The organism is Actinomycetota bacterium (assembly GCA_040881665.1).
Classification (GTDB): domain Bacteria; phylum Actinomycetota; class UBA4738; order UBA4738; family HRBIN12; genus JBBDWR01.
Window position 1 is genome coordinate 175,018 of record JBBECT010000005.1, and the last position, 26,714, is coordinate 201,731.

Sequence of the window (26,714 nt, forward strand, 5' to 3'; positions counted from 1 at the left end):
TCCCCCTCGACCGATCCCCGAACTGTCTGCCAGCGGGTGCACCTTCGTCATCGCGCCTGAGGGGGGAAGGCCACGTTCGCGTCGACGGTCATGCACCCTTGGAGAAGAGACGCTGTTTGTACCGCAGGCCGAGCGACCATGACAAGCGCACACGTCATCGTCGGTGCCCGCGGGGATCGAACGATGACTAGTCCTCGGGCGAACGGCGGCCGTCGCGGAACCGGCCGGACATCCGCGCGAGGAACGACGCGAACGAGAAGCGGTCACCCTCCTGCAGCGCTCGCAGCTGGTCGTGTCCCATCTGACGGAGATAGCGGTACGCGAGCAGCGCCGACACCAGCATGATCGCGAAGCCCGCCACCGCGAGCTCCAGCGACAGCGCGAAACACAACAGCAGCACGAACCCCGCGAGGAACGCGAGCGAGACCCACCGGATCCGGCGCGAGAGGTGGGTATAGAGCGAGGTCGTCGAGACCTGTTCCGCCAGACGGGGATCGTCTTCGACGAGGCGCCGTTCGATCTCCTCGAGGATGCGCTGTTCGTGGTCGGAGAGTGGCATGGCCTCCACCCGGTGGGATCCCGACACGGCCGGGCGCCGTCTGGTCACAGTATAGGGAGGCGTGCCTGTTCGGGAAGGGGCGGGCCTCAGCGCAGGTCGCGGCCGCGATCGAGCAACGCAGCCGGCATCGCGCTCCCGGTGCCGAATCGCGACTCGATCCGATCGAGCGCGCGCTCGACATCCCCCCACCGGTCGCCGTGGAGCAGGGCGAGCTGCTCGGCTCCCGCGGACTCGAGCCCCGTCGCGGCAACCCCGAGCAGGCGCACCCGGCGTCGCTGCCCGGGTAGAGCCCGATACAGCTCGCACGCAACCCGGTACAGGTCGGCCGCGATATCAGTTGCGTCCGGAAGCGTGCGTGACCGGCTCAGGGTCTGGAACGTCGCGAGGCGCACCTTCAAGGTGACGGTCCGCGCCCGGAAGCCCTCGGTACGCAACCGGTGACCGACCCGACCGGCCAGGTGGAGCGCTTCGCGGAGGATATCCTGCTCGGCGTCGAGGTCGCGCTCGAAGGTCTCCTCGTGGCTCACCGACTTCGGCGCCTCGTAAGGCACGACGTCCCGATCGTCCCGGCCGTGCGACAGCTCGGTCAGGTGGGACGCCTGCGCGTCGCCGAGCAGGCGAGCGAGGATCGTCCGAGGGGTCGCGGCGATCTCGCCGATCGTGCGCACCCCGATCCGGTGCAGTTGCTCCAGGGTCTTGGCGCCCACTCCCCAGAGACGCTCGGCGGGCAGCGGTTCCAGGTAGGCGCGCACCCCACCGACGGGAACGAGGTGCATGCCGTCGGGCTTGCGCTCGTCCGAAGCGAGCTTCGCGACGAACTTCGTCGGCGCGACCCCCACCGAGCAGGTCACCCCCACCTCCCGAGCGACCTCGGCACGGATCGCTCGCCCGATCTCCGAGGGCGACCCGAACAGGCGCGTCGCCCCGCCCACATCGAGGAACGCTTCGTCCAGCGAGAGCGGCTCCACCGCCGGGGTGAAGCCGAGGAGCACCTCGCGGAACCGGTTCGAATGCGCGCGATACGCGGTGAAGTCGCTCGGCAGCACGACCGCATCGGGACACAGCCGCCGCGCACGGACCATCGGCATCGCCGAACGTACCCCGAACGCGCGAGCTTCGTACGAGGCGGAGGCAACGACCCCGCGGTTCCCGACGCCGCCCACGACCACGGGTTTGCCGACGAGCGACGGATCCTTCAACACCTCCACCCCCGCGTAGAACGCGTCGAGATCCACGTGCAGGATCGGCTCGGAAGGTCGCGTGCCCGCGGGGGTGTTCGCGTCCGGGGCCGAACCGCCGGGGACCGAGTCGTCTGCGGACATGGGCCCGATCCCTCCTCAGGGCTCCCGGCGGCGGCGTCCGGCGCCGATCCCGGCGATCGGAGCACCCGGTGGCGCGGGTTCGGCGAGCCCCGCCGCCTGCAGACGCCGGAGCCGTCGGAGACCCCCGAGCCCACCGAGCGCCAGGACGATCCCCGAGCCCACCAGGACCGGCTGCACCGCGACGAACGTGCCGACACCGGCGAGAACGATCGAGGACAGCAATCCCGTCCCCTCCGAGAGCACGCCGAGCACCGCCGTCACCCGACCCATCTCCTCCTCACCGGCCGCTCGCTGCACCAGGGCCAGCGCCGCCGAGAAGAACAGCGAGAATCCGGCGCCGATCAGCATCGTGGCCACGACCGCGACCGCGTAGATCGCCAGGCCCGCGTACACCATCATCCCGAGCCCGGCCAGGACGAACCCGCCCGCGATCAGCAACAGCTCGAGCCCGACACCCTCGCGGATCCGCGACACGAGCAGAGCGCCGACCATCGCCCCGAACCCGTTCGCGGCCCAGAGGAACTGCACGCCCTCTTGTCCACCCCCGATCACGTCTCGGATCAGGATCGGTTCGAGCGAGAACAGCAGATTCATGATCACGTAGCCGAGCAGCGCCAGGAACAGCAGCAGCCGGAGCTCGGGGTGGCGCCACGACGTGACCACGCCCTGGCCGAGGTCGCGAAAGCTCATCGCCGGCCGCTCCCCCGACTGCCGAAGGTCGGGGATCAGCAAGAAGAACGGCAGTCCGGCCACCGCGACGATCGCAGCCACCGTGTAGACGACGTCGGCGTTGCCGGTCGCACCCAGCAGGAGCCCGCTGCCGATCGTCCCGACGAGCAACGCCGAATGCGTCGACGCCGACATCATCCCGTTCGCCTGGACGAGCTGGTCCTTCGGCACCAGGAGGCCGGTGAGGGACGAGCGAGCGGGGTCGATCGCCGCTGCCGCGATCCCGACGACCGCGATCGAGGCTCCGAGCCAGACGAGCGAGGTCGCGAGCGCCGCGACCGGGATCGCGGCAGCGAGTACGGCGAAACCGATCAGCAGCAGCCACTTCGGGCTCCACCGGTCGACGAGCATCCCGAGCAACGGGGTGACCACGACGAACGGCAGCGAGAACGTGCCGAGAAGCAGCGCCATCTGCGCGGCCGACGCGTCGTAGCCGAACGCAGCGTCGGCGAACAGCGTGCCGAAGTAGGCCCAGAACGCGGTGTGGGCGACCGTCCATCCGACCACGATCCACAGGAACGGGCGGATCGTGAGCACGTGCGGCGGCAGAGCCGGGCCGTGCAGGATCGACGGATCGAGCAGTCCCTCCTCGACGAGACCCCTCTCGTCGAGGCGCCGGGGCTCCTCTCCCGGGTCGGGTCCGGGAGCGCGGCGTTCGTCGCGACCCCCCATCGCCCTCCTCTCCGGTACATCCGATGCCGTGCCGATCCCCGGCCGCTCGCTCCGGAACCGCGATCACCCGGCCGATCCCCCGCTCGCGTGCCGCAGGCGTGAAAGGCTCGGCCCCGGTGATCCGGTCGTGGTCGTGCCGGTGCGCCGCGGGGAGCGGATCGCCTCCTCGAGGCGTCCCTCCCCGCGGGCGCGGGCCAGATCGGTGAGGTCCCACACCTCTTCGGCGATGATACTGACGCCCTTCACACCGGATCGCCGGAGCTGACCCCAGACGGCGAGCAGGGAGCCGTGGAACACGGTCCGGGCGACCTTCGGTTGCACCGACTCGAACACCGTGATGTCCACCGGTCCGGTCGCGTCGTCGAGCGTGAGGAAGATGATCCGTTGCCCGCTGCGCACCGCGGGGGTCTGCGAGGCGACCTTCACCCCCGCGACGAGCATCCGGCCTCCACGACGTTTCCACAGGTCGGCGGCGCGGACGGCTCCGAGATCGATCAGCAGCGGTTCGTAGAAGCTCATCAGGTGGCGGGTCGCGTCGACCCCGAGCACCTCGAGCTCGGCACGGACGACCTCGGCGTCGGTGTAGTCGCGCAGCGGCGCCTCGCCCGCGAGGGCTGCGTGCCCCGCCGAGAACAGATCGAGCTGATCGCCCTCGCGTTCGGCCGGCGTGGTGATCGCCTCGAACAAGCGGTTGCGGCGCGTCCCCGTCTCGACCCGCAGGGCGTCGAACCCGCCCGCGTGTGCGATCGCCTCGACGATCGGCCGAGCGACGGAGGTGCGCCGCAGGAAGTCGGGGACGTCGCGGAACGCACGATCGACCCGCGCCGCCATGATCGAGCCGATCTCGGCCTCGGAGATCCCGTGGACATCCTGGAGCGCGAGCCGGATCCCCCACCGCCGCCCGGGCGTGGTACCCACCTCCTCGACCACGTAGTCGGGCTCGGAAACGTTCACATCCAAGGGCAGGATCTCGATCCCGCGCTGGCGGGCATCCTCGACGATCAGCCGGCGCGGGTACATCCCCGGGTCGTGGGTGAGGATCCCGGCGAGCAGGTGCGCCGGGTAGTGCGCCTTCAGCCACGAGCTGCGGTAGGTCGGCACCGCGAACGCCGCCGCGTGCGCCTTGCAGAACCCGAAGCTCGCGAACTGACTGAGGTCGTCCCAGACCCGCTCGGCCACCGCACGGTCGATACCGCGAGCGTCGGTCCGCGCGAGGAACTCCTCCCCCAGCACCGGGAGCAACTCCTCGACGCCGAGCTGGCGGCGGATCCGATCGGCCTCGGACAGGTCGTAGCCCGCGAGAGCTGCGATCGTGCGCATCACCTGCTCGTGGTAGACGATCACCCCCCAGGTTTCGCAGAGCGCCGGCTCGAGCGAAGGATGGTCGTAGCGAGGCGGCTCCTCCCCATGCCGCCGGCGCAGGAACGGCCGGATCATGTCCGACTTCACCGGGCCGGGACGGAACAGCGAGATGTCGACGATCAGGTCGTCGAACACGATCGGCTGCAACCGCTGCAACAGCTCGCGCTGGCCCGGGCTCTCGATCTGGAAGCACCCGATCGTGTCCGAGGCGCGGATCAGCTCGAAGGTCGCCTCGTCGTCGTACGGGATCTCGTCGAGATCGACCTTGACCCCCTCGGTGCGTGCGATCTCCCCGAGGGCATGCCGCATCGACGAGAGCATCCGTACACCGAGCACGTCGAGCTTGAGGTAGCCGAGCAGCTCGACGTCGTCCTTGTCGGCCTGCACGGTCCGATAGCCCCGGAAGCTCCGCTCGATCGGCACCCGGTCCATCAGCGCGTCGTCGGACAGCACGATCCCGCACGGGTGCAACGCGATGTGGCGCGGGAACCCGTCGAGCCGCTCCGCGACGCGGAACAGCAGCTCGAGCTGCGGCACCTTCACGTTCTCCCCCACGAGCTCGGGGAGCTCGGCGATCGCGCGGGACAGGTTCCGTGCCGAGATGTGCGGGAACGCCTTCGCGATCGTGCCGACCTCGACCTCCGGCAGCCCGAGCGCCTTGCCGACCTCGCGCAGCGCCGACCGAGCGCGATAGGTGTCGATCATCGCGACACACGCGGTGCGCTCCTCGCCGTGGCGCGCGAGCACCATGTCGTAGACGTCCCCGCGGCGAGCGGACTCGACGTCGATGTCGACGTCGGGCAGCTCGTCGCGCAGCGGGTTCAGGAACCGTTCGAACACGAGGTCGTGCCGCAACGCGTCGACGTCGGAGATCCGCAGCAGGTAACAGACGAACGAGCCCGCTGCCGATCCCCTGCACGCGCATCCGATCCCCATCGCACGAACGTCCGCGACGATATCGGCGACCGTGAGGAAATACGACGCGTAGCCCATCCGGCGGATCATCGACAGCTCGTGCGCGAGTCGGTCGGTGGCCTCTCGGGTGCGGGGAACGCCGCGGTCGTCGAACCCTCGGTGGCACCGCTCGGCGAGGATCGCGTCGGCGCTGCCCCCGGCCGGGACCGGGAACGACGGGAAGTGCAGACGCCGCAGCCCGAGATCGAACCGGCACCGCTCGGAGATCTCGAGCGTCGCATCACAGAGATCGGGGCGCTGTGCGAACAGCTCGCACATCACCGCGGCCGGCTTCAACCAACCCTCGGCGTTGCGGCGCGAGACGTGGTGCGCGGCCAGCGGCACGATCTCGCGCATGCACTCGAGTACATCGGTCAGGAACGCGTCCTCCGCCGTGAGGTAGCGCACCGGGTTCGTCGCGACCGCTCGCACCCCGGCCGTCTCGGCGAGCTGCAGCAACGTACGGATCTCGGTGTCGGACCCGCGCTCGAGCCGGTGCTCGATCCCGACGAACAGCCGCTCGCGACCGAACGCCTCACGCAACGGATCGAGCCACCGTCGCGCCGCCCCGGAGCGGCCGGCGATCGCGAAACGGCCGGCAGGAGAGGCGGGACCGGCGAGAGCGAGCAGACCTCCTGCGTGGGCGCAGAGCTGTGCAGGCTCCAAGGACGGGGCACCACGCTCCCCGGTCATGTGCGCGTCGGTCACGAGCCGGCACAGGTTCGCGTACCCGGTGTCGTCGGTCGCCAGCAACACGAGCGACCCGGCGCTCCGTCCGGGAGCTCCTGTCGAGTCCGCCAGCGTGAACGATGCCCCGAGGATCGGCCGAACCCCCTCACGCTCACACGCGGCCACGAAACGGGCCGCTCCGTAGAGCCCGTCCCGGTCCGTGAGGGCCACCGCCGGCATCCCCAGCCCGGCGGCGGCCCGGACGAGCTGCTCGGGAGAGAACGCCCCCTCTTTCAAAGAGAAGAAGGAGCGCACGTCAAGGTGCACGAATGAGGGATCGGTGCGGAAGGTATCGAACATACGTTCGAAGCTTAGGCGGAGAGCGTGTCCCTGTCGAGAGGCTGTTTCCCGGGACGGTCCGCGAGCGCTTGGGTCCCCTCCTCGCACGCGAAGCCGGGCAGGGATCCGGCGTCGGGTCCCGGAACGGTCGACGGATCGAAGTCTTCCACGCGGAACACCGCCAGCGACGGCGTCGAGTGCACCAGCTCCAGGAACGGGGTCTGCAGCAGGCCCTCGAAGGCCGGGGAGATGCCCGACCCGGACGTGGTCTGCGCATCGATCGGGAAACGCGGGGGCCGCACCTCCGGCGCGACCTTGTACCAGCCGCCGAGCCGGTTCGCATTCTGCGTGACGACCACCGTCTCGATCCCGCGGCTGCGCAGGTACTCCTCATGCAGTCGCGGATAGAGCAGGAACTGTCGCGCCTGCAGCATCTCCTGGACCGCGATCGCGAGCAGCCCCGGCCGTACATGCGGACCCATCCCCTCGAGCACCGCCGCGCGGCCCGTCATCGTCTCGAAGGTCGCGAGGGTGCGGCGGTCGGCCAGGATCCGTCCGTCGCACGATGTGTTCTCCCGTATCCAGGAGAGGCCTTCGATCGACGTCGCGTCGCCGGGACGATCGGCCTCGACCGCCGACGGCAGCACGACCGCCGCAACGACGACGGTCACCGCCGCCGCCATCGCCGGGACGAACCGTGGCCGGGAAGCCCAGCGTTCCTGCAAGCGTGCGAAGCCGAGCTCGAACGTTCCGGCGAACATCAGGACCATCGGGATCGCCGCGTAGTCGAACAAACGGCGTTTGCCGAAATGGGCGAGCGCATACAGATCGTAGCGCCACAGGAACAGCAGTCCGGTGGTGAGCAGTCCCGCCGCCAGGAGCAAGCTCGCCACCGCGAGCGCACGAAGGATCCGGGTCCCGAAGACCATGAGCACGGCGGCGGCGAGCAACAGCCCCGGCCCGATCATGAGGGCCGCGCCGTGCGCAGGAACATTCGGCAGCCCGAGCATCGCGGACACGAGCAATCCGTACTCGTCACCCGGCGGGTCGTAGAACCCGAGGACCGGCTCGTGCTCCGGTTGTTCCAACTCCCCCGTCGCCAGGTACAGCGTGGGATCGAAGCGGGAGGGCAGCTCGATCTGCTCCAGCGCCGACGCGTAGACCTCGCGCCCCGCCGCGCCCTGGAACCCGATGTCGCCGCGCGGGAGGAACAGCACGAGCACACCGATCACCACGGCACACGCGAACAGCGTCGCGCCGATCCTCAGCGGACGCCGGCGGAACCCCGGGTCCGCCATCGCGACGGCGATGCCGTAGCAGACGAGGAACAGCGCGCCCACGGCGAACGCGACGAGGTGGGTTCCCGCCGCGACGCCGAACATCACCCCGGCGACGGCGGCGTTGCGCGCGGCGGTCCGGTGTTCGCCGCTGCGCTCCTCCCGCAACGGCCGGGCGGCGGCCGCTGACTCGCTCAGGTGCCACGCCCGGACCTCCGATCGCATCGCGCGGACGGCGAGCAGGACCCCACCGAGCACGACGAGCCGTCCCCAGTTCTCGGCGTGGTAGTGGTTCAGGTCCGCGGTCAGGTCCGAGCCACCGATCAGCAGGTTCCCGAGCAAGAACACCGCGACGAGCCCCGCGGTGCGACGGAGACCGAGCTTGCGCGCGACGGCGAACAGCGCGACGAACAACCCGACCGAGACGACCGCGAGCATCGTAGAAAGCGCGCGGAGCGGATCGCGACCGAGGACGAGACTGACCGTGGCGTGGAAGCTGTTGAGCACGACCTTGCTCACCGTCGGCGGCACGAGCGCGTTCCAGTGCAGGGTCTGTTCGGGGATCCCGTGCGCGTCGGCGATCTCGAGGCCGTCCGCCCAATACCGCAAGGCCGTCGGGGCGACCTGGCCCTCTGGACCGTAGGTCGAGCGGACGATCGCGAACCCGACGACGAGCACGCCGAGCACCAGGTAGGTCCACCGCAACCGAGTTAGTTCCGCGCGCCACGCCGAGCTGAACGCCTTGAGGCCGTGCCGCCGGAGTCCGAACGCCCACGCCCCCACCGCGAGTGCAAGCAGGATCGGTGCGAGCAGGGCCGGGCGATGCATCCCGACGATCGCCAGCAGGAGACTGACCATCCCGACGAGACAGAAACCGAGCGGCAGGGCGAGGGCGATCCGCGACAGCAGCGGCAGAGCCGACGGGCCCGCGAACGCGAGGGAGATCCCGAACCCCGGAACCGCGACCAGGACGACGACCAGCAGGATCGCGATCGCGTTTACCGCAACCGCCTTCCGACGAGCGGGACCCACCCCGCGACCGCGGCGACCACGACGATCGCGATACCGCCGACGGACCCGATCGCGATACCGACCCGATCCGCCACGAGCCCCGAGATCGCGAGGACGGCGAGTCCGACCGCCGGCGCGAGCGCGATCCGGTCCGCGGCGCGAGCCGCGAGCAGGGTCCAGCTCCATCCGATCCCCGCGATCCCGATCACCAGCGCCAAACCGAGTGTTGCGAACGCCAGGAACGCAACCGACGGGGCGGAACGCGCGGTGATGGCTGCCGGCGGGAGCGGCGAGCCGAGCACGAGCAGCCCGTCACCGACCGCGGCCTCGGGATGCGCGAGTGCGGTCGCATCGAAGTCCTTGTAGTACAGGCGCGAGAGCACGATCACCGGAGCGGCCGCGATCGCCGGACCGGTCGCCGCCCACAACTCCCGGGAGGCCTTCGTGAACGCCGGGTCCCCGATGCGCACCGTGGGACGTCCCGCGAGCAGGTCGTCCGGTTCGCCGAGGAACGCGTGGACGTCACCGACCCTCGACGGATCCAGCACGGCGCGGATCCTCCGGATCGCCGGCGTCGCGCCGTAGCCCGGGAGCGACGGCGCGTCCGCCACCACGACAACGGGCGTTCCCGGCTCGACACCATCGACGATCCGAGCGATCTCCTCGACCTGTGCGAGCCGCACGGCGTTCACGAACGGAGGTCGCGCGGACCACGACGCCGCGGTGAGGGCCATCCCCGCCGCCACCATGACGGCGGCGGCCGCGACGCCGAGCCCTCGGCGCCGCGATGAGCCGAACCTGCAGGCGCCCAGGCGCCCGAGTCCGACGACGCCCGCGGCCACCAGGACCGGGAATCCGAGCGCGAACGCGGCGATCCGATGCGCCGGAACCCGCACGCCGAGCACGACCGCGATCCCCGCCACCACGGCCGACGCGGTCCACAGCACGAGCAACACCCGCCCCCACCGCCGGCGCGACGTGCCTTCGAGGAACCACCCGCCGACCGCCGCCATGATCCCCGCGGGAACGAACGCACCCACCGGAAGCAGGCGGCCGAGCTTGTCGAGGACCTCCGACCGCGGCGGCCCGGACGACAGCGTCAGGGCGTTCGGCGCCGCCACGAGTCCGGCCCCACCCACCAGCGCGGCGCCACCCAGGATCGCTGCGAGCCGTCCAGCCGGCGTGCCGAGCGCTCCGGTTCCCGCGCTCCGGGAGCGGAGGCTCGAAGGCAGCAGCCCGATCCACAGCAGCGCGAGCAGGCCCGCGAACAGCATCGCGAACATCCAATGGAACAGCACCGCGCCCCCCAAGAGCACGATCGACAGGACGATCCCCCGCCTCCCGTCGACGGCGAGGAGCACAGTGAGGCATGCGGCGAGGACGGCCGTCGCCGCGAAGAGGTTGTCGAAGTAGCCGGCCGCCATCAGCTCCACGTTGAGCGAGGCGCCGACGAGCAGCGCGTACACGGGGAAGGACCACCGTGGCTCGCTGAACGCGGCGACGGCCAGCGCTCCGGCTGCGAGCGCGATCGCGGCCGCGACGACGGCGGGGAGCACGAACGACTGCTCGAACGGATCGAGCCCGGTCGCCGCATGCAGCAGCGCCATCGTGACGGGCAACCCCGGACGTTCGGTGCTGGCATCGAGCAGAGCCGGCCCCGAGGGTGGGAGCCCGTCCAACCCCAGCTCGGTCACGACCCGTGCTCGCCAGATCCCCTGCGCGGTGTCACTGCCCACGGGAACGACGTGGTCGTGCAGCAGATAGGGCGCGAGGAACAGCACGGCGACCGCGAGCGCCGGCAACGCGACGATCAGAACGGTACGCGCGCTGCCGGAGGACGGGCGATCGCGCCGTGACGCCGGCGGGACGTCGTCGGGCGCTGGCGCTGGCGCCGGCGCCGGCACGCCAGGCGCCCGCACCCGTGCGCGCACCTGTACGTGCCCCTGGAAGCGTGGCAAGACCGTGGGCCCTCTCATCCCCGCGCCCGCGCGGGCCGCGGACGTTCGGATTGTTCCACGGGGTGAGGGGCACCTCAACGAAACCGCGAGCTCAGTCCCAGAGGCGCTCCATGTGCCACCGGTCGTGGGCACGATCGTGGTAGAGATCCCAGACGGCGCCACCGCGTGCCTCGACACGCCAGTACTCGCGATCGCGACCGTCGTCCCACCAGCGGCCCTCGATCCGCCAGCGGCCGATCACGTCGATCACCTCGTAGCGCCGGTCGCGCCAGACGAAGACCGAGGGCATGCCCGCATCGCGCTCGACCAGAACCTGTTCGTCGTACCGCTTCGACATCTCGGCCTGCCTCGTCGCGCGATGCTCCTCTCGAGGGAGTCCCGCGGCGAGGGTCGCCGGCCCGGTCCGTGACCCCTTCCCCGGAAGCCTCGGACCGGGCGGGCGGATCCCGCCGCTCGAACATGTGTTCGATGTGAGGGGAGTCACGGTACGCCGGGGGTGTGACACACGTCAAGACGGACACGGGGGCGGGTCGGCTGCCTGACAGCCCTGAGGCCGGGAAGGTCCTCTCGAGGGTCCATCTATCGAGACGCCGTCTCACATGGTGAGACCCCTTCCGACAACCCCTGGGACCGGACTGTCAGGCCCTTGACGCTCCGGTCGAGCCACTCGACTCAGAGCCGAAGCGTCTCGCCGAGTCCGAGCGATCGAGCACGTTCGAGCACCACGGCCGCTGCGGCGACGTCCTGGACGCCGATCCCGGTGAGGTCGCAGACCGTGCGCTGGTGATCGTCGGTGCGGCCCACGCGTTCCCCCGCCACGATCTCACCGAGCTCGACGGTGTCCTCGGGCAACAGCCGGCCCGCGTTCACCGCGTGATGCAGCTCCCCTATCGCGGTCGCCTGGGTGCGGCCGTCGACGACGACGAGGTCGGCGCCACCGAGCACCCCGACATCCAACTCCTGCTTGTCGGCGCCATCCGACCCGATCGCCGTCACGTGCACGCTGGGGGCCAGCCACTCCGCGCGGACCAGAGGTTCCCTGCTCGCGGTGCATGTCAGGACCACGTCCGCACCCTCGAGTGCCGCCTGCACCGTCTCCGCGCCCTCGACGAGACATCCCTCCGGGAGCCAGGAACGAACCCGCAGGTCCTCGACGCAGGACTGCACCCGCTCCGGGTTCCGTCCCCAGACGGCGACCGATCCGAATCCGGGGCGAACGCAGGCGAGTGCCTCGAGCTGCTGGCGCGCCTGCTGTCCGGTACCCGCGATCGCGACCCGGCCCACGGTCGACGGCGCGAGGTACCGGGCGGCGACTCCACCCGCGGCACCGGTGCGGACGTCGGTGATCAACCCGTCGTCGAGCAGGAACGCTTCGGGGGCCCCCGTCGTCGCATCGAAGACCAGGACCAGCCCGTCGATCGCGGGAAGGTCGGCTTCATAGAACCCGGAGGCGACCTTCACCGCATAGTGGGGAACGCCGTGCAGGTGCCCGGCCTTGACGTGGATCTCTCCCTGATGCTCGGGAACGTCCAGGTGGATCACCGAGGGGAGCTCGGCCCGGCCCTGCGAATACGCGGCGAACGCGGCCTCGACCGCATCGATGCACGAAGCCATGTCGAGGACCCGACCGACCTCCTCACGGCGCAACAGAAGCACCTCGCGCGGCATCCGCTGCAGCCTAGCCCAGCGGTTGCCACCAGCGGCGACGGTGCTGGAAACGTCCCAGCAGCGGGTCTAGGGTTCGGAACGAATGACCGGGTCCGGAGCGGGCCCATCCGAGCGGATGGAAAGAGGGAGGTCGTATGGCCACACCGCCACCTCCGCCGCCACCACCTGGTGGCGGCGCGGCGCCGGGCTCGGGAGGGATCCCCAGCCGTACTTTCGGGGAGATCTTCAGCGCGGCGTTCGAGCTGTACAAGGAGAACTTCACGAAGCTGATCGGACTGGTTGCGATCGTCGTGATCCCCCTGACGCTGCTCCAGTACTTCCTCACGAACGAAGTGCTGGTCAAGGACGCCGTTCTGGATCTGGAGTCCGGCACGATCACCACGACAGGATGGGGCGAATGGTGGGCCGTTCTGGGCGTTTCGGTCCTGATCGGAGTCATCGTTCAGTCGATCCTGAACGGAGCGATCGCGCGCGCCGCGGCGGGAACAGCGATCGGCGAGTCGATCTCGACCGAGGCTGTCTACAAGTTCGGACTCGCCAGACTCGGTCCGATCATCTGGATCAGCATCCTCGTCGGGCTCGCGACCCTCGGCGGATTCATCCTGCTGATCATCCCGGGGATCTACATCTGGGTGAAGCTCTCGGTAACGGTGCAGGCCCTCGTCGTGGAGAACAAGCGAGGGACCGAAGCCATGTCCCGTTCGTGGAACCTCACGAAAGGGTACGGATGGCAGGTCTTCGGCATCCTGATCGTGACCTACATCCTCGCCGGGATCGTCACAGGCATCATCACCGCGATCTTCGGCGACAACTGGTTCCTCGCCGGGCTGGGAGCTTCGGTCGCACAGATCATCGTCCTGCCGTTCACCGCTCTCGTGCTGATCGTGATGTACCTCGATCTGCGCGTGCGCAAGGAGAACCTGGACGTGGCAACCCTGCAGAACGACATGCGTTCGAGCGCCGTCTGAGAACGACGCCGTCGCATCGAACGGCCCCGGGGTCAACATCCCGGGGCCGTTCTTCATTCCCGGTCTGATCCTTGACGGTCCTCGCGCGGACCGGGAACATCGGCGCATGACATCGTTCTCAGGCATCGATCCTCAGCGCGTGGAGAAGCTCCTTAGCGAAGAGGACGCGCGGTACGTCGCCGAGCGCCCGGAGACGATGCGCCTGCTCGGGCTGGGTCGCGCCGTGATGCCGAACGGCGTGCCGATGTCGTGGCACGCGACCGACAACGACCCGCCGATCTACGTCGCCGAAGGCCGCGGCAGCCGGTTCCGCGATGTCGACGGGCACGAGTACGTGGACTTCAACGTCGCCGACATGAGCATGTTCTGCGGTTATGCGCCCGAGCCCATCGTCCGGGCGGTGTCCGACCGGGTGGCGAAGGGCGTCCAGTTCCTGCTCCCCTCCCCCGACGCGATCGATGTCGCGACCGAGCTCGCCCGGCGCTGGCCGCTCCCCCAGTGGCAGTTCACGCTGTCTGCATCCCAGGCCAACGTCGAGGCGATCCGCCTCGCGCGCGTGGCGACCGGCCGCGACAAGGTCGTGTGGTTCGATGGGAAGTACCACGGGCACTTCGACGATGCTCTCGTCACGCTCGAGGGCGACCGGGTCGTCAACGAACAGGAGGGCTTGCCCCGCCACAACCCCGATCGCGTCCGGATCGTCCCCTGGAACGATCCGGACGCGCTCGAGCGAGCGCTCGCACCGGGAGACGTGGCGCTGGTCCTCACCGAACCCGCGCTGACGAACACGATCGGTCTCCTCGTTCCCGCACCGGGGTTCCACGACGCCCTTCGCTCACTCACACGTGATGCGGGCACCCTGCTGTGCTTCGACGAGACGCACACGCTCGTGACCGGCCCGGGAGGGCTCATCGAGAGGTGGGCGCTGCAGCCCGACATCGTCACGGCCGGCAAGTCGGTGGCCGCGGGCATCCCGATGGGCACCTACGGCATGACCGCAGAGCTCGCGGAGCTCTTCGATCCGCAACGACACGACCTCGCGACCGGCGGGACGCTTTTCGGCAATCCGCTCCAGATGGCGGCCGCCAAGGCGGCGCTCACCGAGATCCTCACCGAGGATACCTACGAGCGCACCGCGGTTCTCGGCGCTCGTCTCGCCGACGGGATCGAGCAGGTCGTTCGCGATGCCGGGCTCGAGTGGACGGTCCACCGGCTCTGGGCGCGCAGCGGGACCACGTTCGGTCCGCGCATGCCCCGCGATGCGGAAGACGCGCGCGCGATGGGTGACCCCACGCTCACGAAGCTGTTCCGGCGCTGGCTGGCCAATCGTGGTGTGTGGGAGGCGATCGCCGGCGCCGGTCCGACCGTCAGCGCCGCCGGCACCGATCAAGACATCGACCGCTACGTCGGCGCCTACGGCGAACTGGTCGCCGAGCTCACCCGCTGACGGCCGGCGGGCGGGCGTGCGAGGATGCCCACATGAGTGACGAACACGAACCCGACACCGATTTCGTCCACGTCTTCGACGCTTCCACGCAACCCCTCGGCGACGTCGCCAAGAGCCGGCTCGAGGCCGAGGGCATCCCCGTGATCGCGAAGGAGCTGGGCCAGATGTACCCGGTCGGAGCGATCCAGCTGTGGGTGCCGGCCGACCGCGAGGCCGAGGCGCGGGCCCTCTTCGAGGATCTCGGCGCCGGCGACCTCGAGGTCGACCAGGACTGATCCGCCCATGCACATCGATCTGTTCGAGATGGAGCGGATGCAGTCGCTCTATTGGCATCAGGTCGACTACGACCTGTCGGAGTCGGGTGTCCAGCCGCTGCGCATCGACGAGCTCCTCGACGGCACCGCGCTCTCGTCGGAGGGCTTCCTCTCGACGGCGCTCGGCTACCCGCTGTCCGAGGGATCGGCCGAGACCCGGGAGCGGATCGCAGCGTGGTACCCGGGCGCCACGACCGAGAACGTGACGGTCGTGAACGGAGGATCCGAGGCGAACTTCCTCACGTGCTGGACCCTGCTCGAACCGGGAACCCGGTTGGCGTTCATGGTCCCGAACTACATGGAGGGCTGGGGGCTCGGACGCGCGTTCGGCGACGGAACCGACACGTTCTCTCTCCGGCTCCACGGCGGGCATTGGGAGCTCGACGCCGACCAACTGCAGGCCTCGATCACCGACGCCACGCGCGTCGTGATGGTCTGCAACCCGAACAATCCCACCGGGCACGTGCTGACCGAGGCCGAGATGGACGCGATCGTCGCGGCCGCCGAGCGGGTGGACGCCTGGATCGTCGCGGACGAGATCTATCGCGGCGCCGAGGTCGACACGGACGAGGTGTCGCCGACCTTCTGGGGCCGCACCGAGAAGGTCGTGATCACCGGCGGCCTCTCGAAGGCCTTCGGCATGCCCGGGCTGCGGATCGGCTGGGCCGTCGGGTCCGAGGCGTTCGTCCACGACTTCTGGGTGCGCCACGACTACACGACCCTCACGCCGAGCATGCTGAGCGACCGCCTGTGCGCCCTCGCGATGGAGCCCTCCAAGCGCGATGCGATCCTAGCGCGAACGCGGAGGATCATCCGACGCCAGCTCCCGCGGCTCGAGGAGTGGGTACTCGCCCGAGACGACGTGTTCCGGTACGCACGACCGAAGGCTGGAGCGATCGCCTACGCCGAGTACGACCTGCCGATCCCGAGCGGCGAGCTGATCGACCGGATCCGCGAGGACCAGAGCGTGCTCCTCGTTCCCGGCGAGGTGTTCGGGATCGGCGATGGGATCCGTTTCGGTTTCGGGTACGACATCGACCACACGATGGAGGGCCTGGCGCGCGTCGACACGGTGCTCGACGAGGCTCGCGCCTGAACGATCCCGCGATCGCGGGCACGCCTCGGCGCTCCGCGCGGGCCCGACTAAGCTGGGCCGCATGGCACCTCTCTACGAGCTCACCTCCGAGCGTCCGCTCGCGGCCCCCGTGCTGATCGCGGCCTTCGACGGCTGGGTGGACGCGGCAGGGGCGGCCACCGCCGCGGCGGCGCATCTGGCGGGCGAGGGCGAGTTCGTCGCGCGGTTCGATCCGGACGTTCTCTACGACTTCCGCTCCCGGCGGCCGGTGCTCGACATCGTCGACGGGCGACTGCACGAGCTCACGTGGCCGGAACTGGTCGTGCGGCGGGTCACCCTCGCAGGGCGTGACATCCTCGTGCTCGCCGGAGCCGAGCCCGACTACCGCTGGCGGTCGATCGCCGACGCGGTCCTCGAGCTCTGCGTGCGTCTCGGCGTCTCGCAGTGGATCTCGATCGGGGCCATCCCGCAGGCCGTCCCCCACACGCGCCCCACCGGCCTGATCGCGACCGAGTCCCAGGACGGCTTGCTCGCCGACGGCGAGCAACGGACCGAGGGGTTGTTGCGGGTTCCGGCCGCCGCGCTCTCGGTGGTCGAGATGACGGTCGCCGGGAGCGGGATCCCGACGGTCGGGTTCTTCGCCCAGGTTCCCCACTACATCGGGGGCGAGTTCACGGCGGCGACGATCACGCTGCTCGACAAGCTCGCGTCCCACCTCGACGTGCCGATCGACCTCGGCGAGCTCGCTGACGAAGCCTCTTCCGAGCGTTCCCGGCTCGACGAACTGCTCGCCGACCGGCCCGAGACGAAGGACTACGTCGCCCAGCTCGAGACGGTCGCCGACGACGAGGAGCGTGTTCCGTCGGGCGACGAGATCGCGGCCGAGATCGAACGGTTCCTCCAGCAGAACGAGGGCGGCTGACCGGGAGTACGCTCCCGACGATCGGGATCGGCACCTACGGGGGAGGCCACGATGGAAACAACCTTGCAACTCTCCGACGGCGCACGCTCGCTCGCCGGGGATCCTGTTCCTGTCGCTCGTGGCGCTCCTGTTCGTCGAGGCGACCACGCTCAGCGGGTTTCCCCGCGCGCTCGCATCGTCGGCGATCCCGGTCGCCGCGATCCTGATGCCGATGGGGTTCTTCTTCTCGTCGATGGCCAAGGGCGCCGAACGACCCAACGGGTTCATCCTCCTGCTGTGGATCGGCGCGATCTCCCTCGCGGTGGGCGTGATCACCTTGGGGATCGGCCTGCTCGCAGCCTGAGGGCGTCACACCCGCCCATGGGGCACGTCGCACGGCGGCCGGCGGTTTCGGACCCTGTTGCCGCGGGTATCGGCTCGGAACCCGATCCTGAGGAGGGATCTTCATGCTGCAGGTCACCGACACCGCCGCGGCCGTGTTCCGCGACATCCTCGCGAGCGAGGGGGTCGAAGGGAACGCGATCCGCCTGACGCCCCAGCCCGCCGAGAACGGCCAGACCTCGATCTCACTCCAACCCGTCGAGGGCCCCGGGATCGAAGACGCCTCTACCGAGGCGAAGAACGTCGACGTCTACGTCGCACCGGAACTTGCCCCCGCGTTGTCCGACGCCGTCCTGGACGCCGAGCCGCTGGAGACCGGAGCCCGCTTCTTCGTCCGTGACCGGGCCTGACGGAGCTTCGGGGAGGATCGCCAGAGTCAGGATCTGGTCGAGAGCATCCCCGCTCGCCGCGCTCGGGGTTGGCGCCGGTCGCGATCGCTGCGACCATCGATCTGCCGCGCCGGGAGGACTCGGCGCTCCCCCGACCGAAACGGAGAAAAGGATGCCCGCGCGTCGATCCCCCGGCGTCGCCCGCACCCGGGCACGATGGCTGGTGCTCTCGGTCGCCGCCCTCGCGCTGACGCTGGCCGCCTGCTCCGGCGCCGCCCGCTCCGGAGACATCCAAGAGGGTCCCGCCGACGGAGACGCCGCACGGATCGAGATGCAGGACAACACGTTCGCACCGGCCGAAGTCGCGGTTCCGGCGGGCGAGGAGGTCACGATCGAACTCACGAACGGTGGCAACTCCGTTCACGACTTCACGATCGAAGACCTCGACGTGAGCACGGGCGCCGTCGCCCCGGGCGACGTCGTCACGGTGACGGTCCCGGCGATCGATGCCGCGACGGGGTTCGCCTGCACCCTCCACGGCGGCATGGAAGGCACCCTGACTACGAACTGACGGATGGAGCCGATCCTCGCGGTCGCTCATCGACCGAGTCCACGACTCCCACGGCGAGGTAGGTGATCTCGTGGTCGAGGACCTGGTCGCCCGAGTCGGGACTCCGAGTGCTTTCGGAGCGCGACAGCATCTGAGCGTTCGATGGATCGATGACGAGCCTCACCCGCACGTCGCCGTCGTCCAGAACTACAGCCGTCCCCTCTCGTCCGGCAGGGTCGATGACATCGGGGATCAACTGGATCCCAGGAACCTGAGCAGCGACTTCGTACAGCGCCTCGCGGACACCCGAAGGGGCCAGCGTCCCGCCGAGAAGCGATCCGACCTTTTTCAGGAGTTGCGCATCGGTGTTCACCTTCCCGAATGACTCTTCCTCACGGAGGGTCTGCGCCAGGGCCACCGGATCGGTCGGCAACTGTGAAGGGTCGAGGAACGTCAGATAGCCTCGCGGATACCCTTCGTCACCGTTGACGTCGACGATCCGTCCTGCCCCGTTCGGTGAGATCCACTGCTCACGAGTCTGTTCGACCAGTTCCGACGTCCCTTGTTCCCCTTCGGCGCGCGTCCCCTGTCTGAATACCTCCAACTGGCGCGTGTAGACGAACTCGCTTGAGCCGAGCGCAGAGGAGGGCTGCTGGCCGGTTACGACACCCATGTCGCGTAGGAACTGCTGTGCCGACGCCGGGGAACCACCTCGCGGAAGGACGACTACAACCACCAGCGTCGCCACCAGGACGGCCGCAACAGGAAGCAGGGCTCGCCGAGCGAGCGTTCGACCACGCCGTTCCGGCGAACGCTTCCCCCCTCCGTTCGATTCCGCCTCGATCATCTCGAGCAGTCGCGCCTCGGCGCGGCCTCGCGCAGTCTGTGTTGCCTCGGGAACATCGGTGCCGACCAGGCGAACTAGGTCTAGAGCCTTCATGGGGATCCCTCCTCTTCCGGAGCCCACGTCACGCCGATACCTCGGATCTCTGCGACAGACTCAAGCTCCTCGCGCATCTGGACTCGGGCTCGCCGCAGCCGTGATCGGACCGTTCCGATCGGAATCCCAAGGGCCTCTGACGTCTCCCCGTAACTGAGATCCACCCAGCCGACAAGCAACAGCACATCTCGGTCCTCGACACGAAGCGAGCGGAGGGCTCTCGCCACATGAGGCACAGCCAATGCCATGCTTGCCCTCTCATCGAATGCGGGCTCGACACGCCTCTCCTCGCGACCCGCCTGACGCGAGTAGGCATCCAGCTGTGCACGCTCCGCTCTGCGGTGATGCCTGAGCAGATTCGTCGCGATTCCAAAGAGCCAGGGACGTGCATCGGTGCGCGCCCTGTCGAATCCGGAGCGAGAGGCGAAAGCCTGCGCGAACGTCTCAGCGGCCAGTTCATCTCCAACATCCGTCCCGGCACGGCGAGACAAGTAGCGATGCACGGAGACGAAGTGCCGCTCGAACACCGCGGAGAAGCGAGCGGGATCCTGAAGGGACTCCGCGATCAGATCCGCGTCGCTTCGCCGTGCCACGCTTGCCATCCTGCATCGAGTCAGCGTCCGGGAGATAGTCCGCCGTTTGCGCTATTCCTTCCAGCGCAATGAGGACACGTTGTTGTTGAGTGCATGGTAGCTGGAGCAGTTGGGCGAACAGATCTTCACGTCGCCTTGTTGGTTCACGTGTTCGAACTTCCTGTTGTTCCCACAGCCGCTGAATCCCTTCCCCGATTCGAACTTGTCGTTCCACGTCGCACCGATGTTGACTTCGATCGGGTTGCTGTTGCAGGCGCGGTCGAAGTAGTACGAGCGACTTCCCCCGTCGTGATTTACGAGGGTCCATTCGATGCCGATCAGGAACGTCTTCTCCGGGTCCTCCTCGGTCATCAGCTGGCGCATCGCCTCCCGGAAGCTCACACGCTTCACGATGTGGCCCGACACGGGAGCGACGGCTCCGTTCGTTCCGACCGAGACCGCCTGCGTCAGGGTGTCGAAACATCCGAGGTCGACCGACTCGGTCTCGACCGGGTTCGTCTGCGGATCGTCGATCGAGCGATCGAGCATCACCGCACAGTGCTGCTCGGTTTCCGTCGGTTCGTCGTCCGCCGTCGCCGGCACCGTCCACATCACCGCGACAGCCAGGAGTGCTGCCGTCGCGACACCCGTGCGTCGCTTGCTCATCGGTCTCTCCTCCGGCGTGCGTAGTCGATTGGGGGGGACACGCCGGGGCGGAAGGTACGGGTGCGATCGGCAGGGGGTCGAGTGCAGGTTCTCATCAGGTTGTCACCGATCCGGAACGTCGCAGGTCGGGGACACTGCGCGGTGCCGGGGGTTGCATCGTGAGACGGAACCCGAACCCGCGAACGGTTTCGATCCGAGCGAGGACGCCGGCCACACGGAGCTTGTTCCGAAGACGCTGGACGACCGACCGGACGGTCACCAGATCGTCGCGCGTCGGAGTGGCCGGCCCCCAGCCCGTCGCCCGCAGGTCCGGGAACGACCACGCCCGGTCGGGCTCGGAGGCGAGCGCGGCAAGCACCCGGAACTCCAGCTCGGTGATGTCGAGCGCCACGTCGCGCCACTCGATCGAGTGCTTGCGCAGATCGACGACGATCGAGTCGTCGGCGGCGGTGACACGGGCACGCCCATCGCCGCCCCCCTGCTCGCACTGCCACCGATCCAGCGATCCGCGATCGGGAGCAACCACGACGACCGCTCCCAGCCGGAGGAACGCCGGGGCCTGATCGAGCGCGTGCTCACCGACGAGCAACACGGTCGGGACGCCCGACCCATCCACGATGACCGGGCCGGTGTCCGGGGGCCGATCGGGCCTCACACGAACCACTTCCGGCGCCGGCGGCCGTTGAGGGTCGAGACGGCCTGGTCTTCGGCCGTCTCGGGACCCTCGAAGCTCTCGAAGACCATCCACGCACCGTTGGCGTCCTGGGCCTTGACGCAGCTCGGCATGTGATCCCGCGCGATGTACCGCGCTGCCGTCAGGGCCGCATCGAGGTTGCCGAACACCCCTTGGGACTTGCCTTCATGGTCGTGCAGGCGCCACTTCCGCCCTTCCACCCGCACATAGATCGTCGCCCGCTCTCGCACCACCACTCCCTCGCTCCTCTCCACAGGGGCTCGTCCACAGGGGCTCGCTGAAGCCGCTCGTCCCCCTGTATTGCCGCGAGGGATGAAAAAGGTTCTCTGGCGGATGCGCCATCGCACGTCCGCCACGGGGGTGGCCCGGTCAGGGAGCGCCGCCGCGGATCGAGGACCGGGCGTGGATCGAGCCGACCACCCGCTGTTCACGAAGGCGATCGCGCTCACCAACCGCGAGGATCCGTCCAGCGTTGTGACCGATCCACTGTTCGCGTTCGAAGTCGACCAACTCCCGCGCGCGAAGCTTCGGAGGTCGGAATGAACACCCGGCTGCTCACAACCTGCCCGGCGGTCGCGAGGTACGCGTCGCCTCCTCAGGAGGTCACTGGAACGGCGAAACCTCGTGGTCCTCCCACGAGCCGTCGTCCTGCTCGACGACCACCCGGCCGGCGTTCAGCAACGCCAGCGTGCGTGCGGCTCGCAGAACGCTCGCGCGCGTTCCCGCCACCTCCAGGCGTCGATCCTCCAGCTCGAGATGCCAGTCCTCTCCCTGCCTGCGCACGTAGTAGGTCGTCGTCAAGCTCGAAGCCCTCCCGGCTCGATCGCGAACCGGGCCCGCGGGCGCGGGCCTTTCATCGTTCTTGTCCGATGGGGGTTCGGTTCTCTTCACGCTTCCCGACGCGCGAGAACCCGTAGAGGTTCCGTTGGGGGACGGACCCCCTCCGGGGCACACCGTCAGCCCAGGAAGCGGGCCGCGAACTCCTCGACCCGAGACCGGCCCTGGGAGGGCCAGCCGACCGTGAGGTAGGAGAATCCGATCGCCTCGAGCTCGGCCGTCCGGCGCGCGGCGGCATCCAGGTCCTCGATCGACAGATCCGTCGAGCGCACGATCTCGCTCGGGTCTCGTCCGGCTTCCCGGGCCGCGGCATCGACGATCGACCCGAGCTCACGCAGCTCGGCGGGATCACCGAAGCCGTGCCACACGTCGGCGTACCTGCCCACGAGGGGGAGCATCCGCCTCCGGCCCGTTCCGCCGATCCAGATCGGTGGATGCGGCCGCTGCACGGGGCGCGGGTGCAGCGTGGCGCCGCGCAATCGGTAGTAGCGGCCGTCGAAGCTCACCTCGTCTTCGGTGAGCAACTGGCGAAGCACCTGAACGCCCTCCCCGAGCCGTTCGATGCGCTCACCGGTCGGAGGGAACGGGATGCCGAGCTCGAGGTGTTCCTGTTCGCACCACGCCGCTCCCACCGCGAGCTCCAAACGTCCGCCGGAAACGTGGTCGACCGTCAGAGCCTCGGCCGCGAGGATCGACGGGTGGCGGTAGGTCATCCCGGTGACCAACGGCCCGAGGCGGATCCGTTCGGTCGCGGCCGCGAGCGCCGCCAGGAGGGTCCACGCTTCGAGGCATGGCCCGTTGGGGTCGGCGTACAAGGGCTTGAAGTGGTCGAACACCCACGCGCCGTCGAAGCCGAGCTCCTCGGCCAGGCGCACCCGGCCGAGGAGCTCGTCCCACGTCAGTTGGTGTTGGGCGGTATCGAGCCCGAACCGCACGTGAGGAGGTTCAGACGGTGGCAGGCGACACGGAGCCACCGCCCCGACGGTTGCGGTCCTTCGCGCCCTTCAGCTCGAACGCGAAGATGATCTCGGTGATCCCGCGCATCAACGCGGCCACCCCGACCCACACGATCAGCAGCACGATCGAGCGACCGGGGTAGGCGACGGCCCACAGGCCGATCAGGAGCTCGATCACGCCCGCGATCAGGCGCAGCCACCACAGTTCGAAATCCTCCCTGGTGCCGATCGACAGGATGATGTCGAAGATCCCCTTGAACGCCAGGAACCATCCGACGATCGACGCGAGGATGAAGAACGTGCGATCGGGCCAGACCAGGGCCATGATCCCCGCCCCGATGAAGATCACACCCATCACCGCGTGCAGCCACTTCCATCCTTCGACCATCGGGATCATCAGGAACTCGTTGAACCCCGCAACGATGAACGCCACGCCGGTGAAGATCGCGATCGCGGCGACCGAATCAAGGTCGAACTGGAACACGATGAAACCGAAGATCACCCATGCGATCCCCGTGACTAGGAACAGCCACCACCGGTCGGCCGCCTCGGCCATCGCCCGCCGGAACTCTGCGGGGGGTGCCCCCTCGGGTGCCTGGTCGGCAGTCTGCATCCGTCGCTCCCTCCGTTCGTGTGCCGCCGCGCGGGCCGGCCCATCGCACCGGCCACCTCGGCCGTGCTGGTACGGGACGAGCCTAGTGCGCTCCGTACCCCGGTGCGAACACCCTCGTGCGCCGGTCGGGGCTCAGCCGATGGGCTGCGTCGGAGGGGGCGGGGGCGGCGAGGCGTCCGTCGTCCGGGCCGGTTCCTCGACCGAGACCCAGCGGGCGATCGCGAGCAGGAGGGAGATCACCACGATGCCGACGACCAGGTGGAGGCCCAGGAGCCAGTACTTCACCTCTGCGTCGACGTCGGTCGTGAGCGGCACCAGGCACGATGCCGCCGTCGCGAGGAGGGCGAGCCATCCGAAGAACACCGTCGGACGCGGCACGAGCGTGAGCAACGCATGGAGCACCGCCGTCGCCACGATCCCCGCCAGGAACGCCGTCACCACGACCGGCACCCACGTGAGGTCGGTCAGGCCCCCGCCGGAGAGGTCCTTGACCCGGAGATCGACGTCGAACACGCCTTCGGCGAACAGGTAGACGACCAGACCCGCGAGCGCGGCGATCACCGAGGTCGCAACACCTGCCGCCCACAGGCGCGCCGCGTCGATCCGGACCTTGGTCTGCATGCCTCCCACGGTCGTCCCTCCGCTTGGCTCGGCCGTTCGGTCTCGCGCCGGGAGCGCGTGCCGCCGGTGTATCCGGGCGAGCATCCCCCGGTTCCGTCGTTCCTGCAAGCGCTTCGGCCTGAAGCTACCGGCGGTCGCGTTCCTCGGAGCGCTCGCTACGACGCTCCTGCGCCGTCGTCGCGAATCCCGCCACGATCATCGCGACAACGGTCACGAGATAGATCTGTCCGAGCAGAGCCTCGAGCACCGCGAGCATCCGCGGGAGGTCCTGCTCGGGGACGAGGTTGCCGTAGCCGAGGGTGGTCATCGTGACATAGCTGAAGAACAGGTAGTCGCTCGTCCCGCCGTCGCTCGCCGCCCCGGTCGACGTCGCCTCGAAGAACGGCTGGGGATCGGCCCGCGCGATCACCATGAAGACGAAGGAGAAGAACAGCCCCACGAGCAGGTACACCGTGATCCCCGCGAACACCGTCTGTCCGTTGATCGTGAGGTGCTGCGTAACCCGTCGGAGCATCGCGATCGGCGTCACGAACACGAGGACCGCGCCGATCACCGCGAGGCCCGTCGTCGCGACCGTCCCTTCGCTCGTGCTGCCCGCCGCGGCGCCGAGCAAGGCGAACACGCACAGGACCAGCGCGAGCCGGAACGTCCGCCTATGGACGTTCGACGTGTGGAGCGCGACGAGCAGCGTGATGCACAACAGCGAGATGCCGACGATCCACTCCCACCCCTGATCCGAGGTACCCGCGAGGAACGCGATGGTCAACACGGTCATCAACAGCACGAGCGCGTAGCTGTCCTCGCCTCGGACCCGAGTGATGAGGCCGGTGATGCCTCCGCGTGCCGCGACTCTCGCCGGATGGTCGGTCATGGCACGCAAGCCTAGGGCCTCGGGAGGACCGGCGTGGGGGTTCGGTTGTCAGGGTCGCGACCCCTGCGCCACCCTGAGGTGATGGCCGCTCCCGACCTGTCCGTGCTGCGAAGCCGGTTCCCGGCGTTGGGGCGCCGCATGGACGGACGCCCGTGCGTCTTCGCGGACGCACCGGGCGGTTCGCAGATGCCCGAGGCGGTGCTCGACGCGATGCGCGACTATCTCGTCGGCTCGAACGCGAACACCCACGGCACCTTCGTGACGAGCGAGGAGACCGACGAACTCATCGCCCGGGCACGCGTGGCGGGCGCCGATCTGCTCGGTGCCGATCCCGATCAGATCGTGTTCGGGCAGAACGCCACGTCGCTGCTGCTCGCCGTGAGCAGATCGTTCGGGCGTACGCTCGGACGCGGAGACGAGGTCGTCGTGACGCGCCTCGATCACGACGCGAACATCCGTCCGTGGGTGCTCGCCGCGCGGGACGCGGGAGCGATCGTGCGGTGGGTCGATGTTCACGACGACGACGTCAACCTTGATCTCGACTCGCTCGACGCGGCGCTGTCGGACCGGACCCGTCTGGTCGCGGTGACGCTCGCATCGAACGCGGTCGGCACGGTGGCCCCCGCGACCGAGGTCGCTCGCCGCGCGCACGCGGCGGGAGCGCTCGTGTGCGTCGACGGCGTCCATGCCGCCCAGCACCGCTCGATCGACGTCGCGGCGATCGGCGCCGACATCGCCGTGTGCTCGCCCTACAAGTTCTTCGGCCCTCACCTGGGCATGCTGTGGGCCCGCGAGGAGCTCCTCGCCTCGTGGGAGCCCTACAAGGTCCGACCCGCGAGCGACGCGGTCCCCGACCGGTGGGAGACCGGCACCCTGAACCACGAAGGACTCGCCGGGTTCGTCGCCGCCGTCGACTACCTGGCCGAGATCGGCGACACGTTCGGGGCCCGCGAGGCGAACGTCGGCGACCGGCGCCAGCGCATCCGCAGGGGCTTCGACGCGATCGGTGCGTGGGAGCGCGAGCTGTCCGACCGGTTCCTCTCCGGGCTCGAGGCCATCGAACACGTCCGGCTCTTCGGGATCGGCGATCGAGCTCGCCTCGACGAGCGTACGCCCACGTTCGCGGTCCGCGTCGGCGAACAGCCACCGATCGAGACCACCCGGGCCCTCGGCGACCGCGGGATCTTCACCTGGGACGGCCACTACTACGCACTCGAACTGATGGAGCGGCTCGGGCTCGAGCCGGACCTCGGTGGCGCGGTACGGATCGGCTTCTGTCACTACTCGACCCCCGACGAGGTCGATCGCGTGCTCGACGAACTCGCCACGCTCCCCTGATCGACCAGTGAACCCGTGACATGCGCCACCGACGCGGCCATGGGGACGTTTCCCTCCCCGGAACGGTGGGTAGACATGGACACGGTCGGTTCTCGAGGGG

At 69.2% G+C, this 26,714-nt stretch carries 28 protein-coding genes; 10 read left to right on the forward strand and 18 right to left on the reverse strand.

What is annotated here, in order from left to right:
* Positions 1–187: 187 nt before the first annotated feature.
* The 8 genes from WEF05_06545 to WEF05_06580 all read right to left on the reverse strand — a co-directional run bounded on the left by WEF05_06545 (position 188) and on the right by WEF05_06580 (position 12,520).
* Positions 188–559: a DUF3040 domain-containing protein gene (locus WEF05_06545; GenBank protein ID MEX1101543.1), complete on the reverse strand. Its 372-nt coding sequence runs from the start codon at positions 557–559 to the stop codon at positions 188–190.
* An 86-nt stretch (positions 560–645) separates the two neighbouring features.
* The gene (gene dinB / locus WEF05_06550; protein MEX1101544.1) at positions 646–1,881 is read right to left on the reverse strand and encodes a DNA polymerase IV; all 1,236 of its coding nucleotides are present in this window, start codon (positions 1,879–1,881) and stop codon (positions 646–648) included.
* 15 nt (positions 1,882–1,896) lie between these two features.
* A complete protein-coding gene (locus WEF05_06555) occupies positions 1,897–3,282 on the reverse strand; it encodes an MFS transporter (GenBank protein ID MEX1101545.1) in 1,386 nt (461 codons plus the stop codon).
* 63 nt (positions 3,283–3,345) lie between these two features.
* Positions 3,346–6,627, reverse strand: coding sequence for a DNA polymerase III subunit alpha (locus WEF05_06560; protein MEX1101546.1), 3,282 nt, complete (start codon positions 6,625–6,627; stop codon positions 3,346–3,348).
* 11 nt (positions 6,628–6,638) lie between these two features.
* A complete protein-coding gene (locus WEF05_06565; GenBank protein ID MEX1101547.1) occupies positions 6,639–8,915 on the reverse strand; it encodes a hypothetical protein in 2,277 nt (758 codons plus the stop codon).
* The gene (locus tag WEF05_06570; protein MEX1101548.1) at positions 8,882–10,696 is read right to left on the reverse strand and encodes a hypothetical protein; all 1,815 of its coding nucleotides are present in this window, start codon (positions 10,694–10,696) and stop codon (positions 8,882–8,884) included. Before WEF05_06570 ends, WEF05_06565 begins: the two co-directional genes overlap by 34 nt.
* A 247-nt stretch (positions 10,697–10,943) precedes the next feature.
* On the reverse strand, positions 10,944–11,189 hold the full coding sequence (locus WEF05_06575; GenBank protein ID MEX1101549.1) for a DUF6504 family protein: 246 nt from the start codon (positions 11,187–11,189) through the stop codon (positions 10,944–10,946).
* Between the two features lie 335 nt (positions 11,190–11,524).
* Positions 11,525–12,520, reverse strand: a complete 996-nt coding sequence (locus WEF05_06580; GenBank protein MEX1101550.1) for an ornithine cyclodeaminase family protein — start codon at positions 12,518–12,520, stop codon at positions 11,525–11,527.
* A gap of 134 nt (positions 12,521–12,654) precedes the next feature.
* On the opposite strand from WEF05_06580, the gene WEF05_06585 reads away from it, so the two are divergent.
* From WEF05_06585 to WEF05_06620, 8 genes are all read left to right on the forward strand, one after another.
* Positions 12,655–13,488, forward strand: coding sequence for a hypothetical protein (locus WEF05_06585; protein ID MEX1101551.1), 834 nt, complete (start codon positions 12,655–12,657; stop codon positions 13,486–13,488).
* 139 nt (positions 13,489–13,627) lie between these two features.
* On the forward strand, positions 13,628–14,935 hold the full coding sequence (locus WEF05_06590) for an aminotransferase class III-fold pyridoxal phosphate-dependent enzyme (GenBank protein MEX1101552.1): 1,308 nt from the start codon (positions 13,628–13,630) through the stop codon (positions 14,933–14,935).
* 32 nt (positions 14,936–14,967) lie between these two features.
* A complete protein-coding gene (locus WEF05_06595; protein ID MEX1101553.1) occupies positions 14,968–15,210 on the forward strand; it encodes a hypothetical protein in 243 nt (80 codons plus the stop codon).
* Between the two features lie 7 nt (positions 15,211–15,217).
* Positions 15,218–16,345 (forward strand): aminotransferase class I/II-fold pyridoxal phosphate-dependent enzyme, encoded by a 1,128-nt coding sequence (locus WEF05_06600; protein ID MEX1101554.1) that lies wholly within the window; start codon positions 15,218–15,220, stop codon positions 16,343–16,345.
* A gap of 61 nt (positions 16,346–16,406) precedes the next feature.
* A complete protein-coding gene (locus WEF05_06605) occupies positions 16,407–17,246 on the forward strand; it encodes a PAC2 family protein (protein MEX1101555.1) in 840 nt (279 codons plus the stop codon).
* A gap of 118 nt (positions 17,247–17,364) precedes the next feature.
* Entirely contained in the window at positions 17,365–17,589 is a 225-nt protein-coding gene (locus WEF05_06610) for a hypothetical protein (GenBank protein MEX1101556.1), read from the forward strand.
* Positions 17,590–17,692: 103 nt separating this feature from the next.
* A complete protein-coding gene (locus WEF05_06615) occupies positions 17,693–17,977 on the forward strand; it encodes a hypothetical protein (GenBank protein ID MEX1101557.1) in 285 nt (94 codons plus the stop codon).
* Between the two features lie 151 nt (positions 17,978–18,128).
* Positions 18,129–18,527: a cupredoxin domain-containing protein gene (locus tag WEF05_06620; GenBank protein MEX1101558.1), complete on the forward strand. Its 399-nt coding sequence runs from the start codon at positions 18,129–18,131 to the stop codon at positions 18,525–18,527.
* Here WEF05_06620 and WEF05_06625 read toward each other — a convergent pair.
* From WEF05_06625 to WEF05_06645, 5 genes are all read right to left on the reverse strand, one after another.
* On the reverse strand, positions 18,517–19,446 hold the full coding sequence (locus tag WEF05_06625) for a CU044_5270 family protein (GenBank protein ID MEX1101559.1): 930 nt from the start codon (positions 19,444–19,446) through the stop codon (positions 18,517–18,519). The genes WEF05_06620 and WEF05_06625 overlap by 11 nt on opposite strands.
* Complete coding sequence (locus WEF05_06630) at positions 19,443–20,039, reverse strand: RNA polymerase sigma factor (protein ID MEX1101560.1); 597 nt, start codon at positions 20,037–20,039, stop codon at positions 19,443–19,445. The genes WEF05_06625 and WEF05_06630 overlap by 4 nt, the downstream gene beginning before the upstream one ends.
* 51 nt (positions 20,040–20,090) lie before the next feature.
* The gene (locus WEF05_06635; GenBank protein ID MEX1101561.1) at positions 20,091–20,684 is read right to left on the reverse strand and encodes a hypothetical protein; all 594 of its coding nucleotides are present in this window, start codon (positions 20,682–20,684) and stop codon (positions 20,091–20,093) included.
* A gap of 94 nt (positions 20,685–20,778) precedes the next feature.
* Positions 20,779–21,339, reverse strand: a complete 561-nt coding sequence (locus WEF05_06640; GenBank protein ID MEX1101562.1) for a winged helix-turn-helix domain-containing protein — start codon at positions 21,337–21,339, stop codon at positions 20,779–20,781.
* On the reverse strand, positions 21,336–21,614 hold the full coding sequence (locus WEF05_06645) for a hypothetical protein (protein ID MEX1101563.1): 279 nt from the start codon (positions 21,612–21,614) through the stop codon (positions 21,336–21,338). The genes WEF05_06640 and WEF05_06645 overlap by 4 nt, the downstream gene beginning before the upstream one ends.
* 166 nt (positions 21,615–21,780) lie before the next feature.
* Here WEF05_06645 and WEF05_06650 point away from each other — a divergent pair, with 166 nt between their 5' ends.
* Positions 21,781–21,921, forward strand: a complete 141-nt coding sequence (locus WEF05_06650) for a hypothetical protein (protein MEX1101564.1) — start codon at positions 21,781–21,783, stop codon at positions 21,919–21,921.
* A gap of 60 nt (positions 21,922–21,981) precedes the next feature.
* Here WEF05_06650 and WEF05_06655 read toward each other — a convergent pair whose 3' ends face one another.
* The 5 genes from WEF05_06655 to WEF05_06675 all read right to left on the reverse strand — a co-directional run bounded on the left by WEF05_06655 (position 21,982) and on the right by WEF05_06675 (position 25,276).
* On the reverse strand, positions 21,982–22,179 hold the full coding sequence (locus WEF05_06655; GenBank protein MEX1101565.1) for a hypothetical protein: 198 nt from the start codon (positions 22,177–22,179) through the stop codon (positions 21,982–21,984).
* A 155-nt stretch (positions 22,180–22,334) separates the two neighbouring features.
* The gene (locus tag WEF05_06660) at positions 22,335–23,150 is read right to left on the reverse strand and encodes a TIGR03560 family F420-dependent LLM class oxidoreductase (protein MEX1101566.1); all 816 of its coding nucleotides are present in this window, start codon (positions 23,148–23,150) and stop codon (positions 22,335–22,337) included.
* Positions 23,151–23,160: 10 nt separating this feature from the next.
* Entirely contained in the window at positions 23,161–23,784 is a 624-nt protein-coding gene (locus WEF05_06665) for a DUF308 domain-containing protein (protein ID MEX1101567.1), read from the reverse strand.
* A 132-nt stretch (positions 23,785–23,916) separates the two neighbouring features.
* The gene (locus tag WEF05_06670; protein MEX1101568.1) at positions 23,917–24,405 is read right to left on the reverse strand and encodes a DUF6069 family protein; all 489 of its coding nucleotides are present in this window, start codon (positions 24,403–24,405) and stop codon (positions 23,917–23,919) included.
* Between the two features lie 124 nt (positions 24,406–24,529).
* On the reverse strand, positions 24,530–25,276 hold the full coding sequence (locus WEF05_06675; protein ID MEX1101569.1) for a potassium channel family protein: 747 nt from the start codon (positions 25,274–25,276) through the stop codon (positions 24,530–24,532).
* Between the two features lie 81 nt (positions 25,277–25,357).
* On the opposite strand from WEF05_06675, the gene WEF05_06680 reads away from it, so the two are divergent.
* The gene (locus tag WEF05_06680) at positions 25,358–26,614 is read left to right on the forward strand and encodes a cysteine desulfurase-like protein (GenBank protein MEX1101570.1); all 1,257 of its coding nucleotides are present in this window, start codon (positions 25,358–25,360) and stop codon (positions 26,612–26,614) included.
* Positions 26,615–26,714: the final 100 nt, after the last annotated feature.

Bases quoted from the DNA above. Each gene is read 5' to 3' on its own strand.
- WEF05_06545 (MEX1101543.1), bottom strand. From the start codon at position 559: ATGCCACTCTCCGACCACGAACAGCGCATCCTCGAGGAGATCGAACGG.
- dinB (MEX1101544.1), bottom strand. From the start codon at position 1,881: ATGTCCGCAGACGACTCGGTCCCCGGCGGTTCGGCCCCGGACGCGAAC.
- WEF05_06555 (MEX1101545.1), bottom strand. From the start codon at position 3,282: ATGGGGGGTCGCGACGAACGCCGCGCTCCCGGACCCGACCCGGGAGAG.
- WEF05_06560 (MEX1101546.1), bottom strand. From the start codon at position 6,627: ATGTTCGATACCTTCCGCACCGATCCCTCATTCGTGCACCTTGACGTG.
- WEF05_06575 (MEX1101549.1), bottom strand. From the start codon at position 11,189: ATGTCGAAGCGGTACGACGAACAGGTTCTGGTCGAGCGCGATGCGGGC.
- WEF05_06580 (MEX1101550.1), bottom strand. From the start codon at position 12,520: ATGCCGCGCGAGGTGCTTCTGTTGCGCCGTGAGGAGGTCGGTCGGGTC.
- WEF05_06585 (MEX1101551.1), top strand. From the start codon at position 12,655: ATGGCCACACCGCCACCTCCGCCGCCACCACCTGGTGGCGGCGCGGCG.
- WEF05_06595 (MEX1101553.1), top strand. From the start codon at position 14,968: ATGAGTGACGAACACGAACCCGACACCGATTTCGTCCACGTCTTCGAC.
- WEF05_06600 (MEX1101554.1), top strand. From the start codon at position 15,218: ATGCACATCGATCTGTTCGAGATGGAGCGGATGCAGTCGCTCTATTGG.
- WEF05_06605 (MEX1101555.1), top strand. From the start codon at position 16,407: ATGGCACCTCTCTACGAGCTCACCTCCGAGCGTCCGCTCGCGGCCCCC.
- WEF05_06615 (MEX1101557.1), top strand. From the start codon at position 17,693: ATGCTGCAGGTCACCGACACCGCCGCGGCCGTGTTCCGCGACATCCTC.
- WEF05_06620 (MEX1101558.1), top strand. From the start codon at position 18,129: ATGCCCGCGCGTCGATCCCCCGGCGTCGCCCGCACCCGGGCACGATGG.
- WEF05_06625 (MEX1101559.1), bottom strand. From the start codon at position 19,446: ATGAAGGCTCTAGACCTAGTTCGCCTGGTCGGCACCGATGTTCCCGAG.
- WEF05_06635 (MEX1101561.1), bottom strand. From the start codon at position 20,684: ATGAGCAAGCGACGCACGGGTGTCGCGACGGCAGCACTCCTGGCTGTC.
- WEF05_06665 (MEX1101567.1), bottom strand. From the start codon at position 23,784: ATGCAGACTGCCGACCAGGCACCCGAGGGGGCACCCCCCGCAGAGTTC.
- WEF05_06670 (MEX1101568.1), bottom strand. From the start codon at position 24,405: ATGCAGACCAAGGTCCGGATCGACGCGGCGCGCCTGTGGGCGGCAGGT.
- WEF05_06675 (MEX1101569.1), bottom strand. From the start codon at position 25,276: ATGACCGACCATCCGGCGAGAGTCGCGGCACGCGGAGGCATCACCGGC.
- WEF05_06680 (MEX1101570.1), top strand. From the start codon at position 25,358: ATGGCCGCTCCCGACCTGTCCGTGCTGCGAAGCCGGTTCCCGGCGTTG.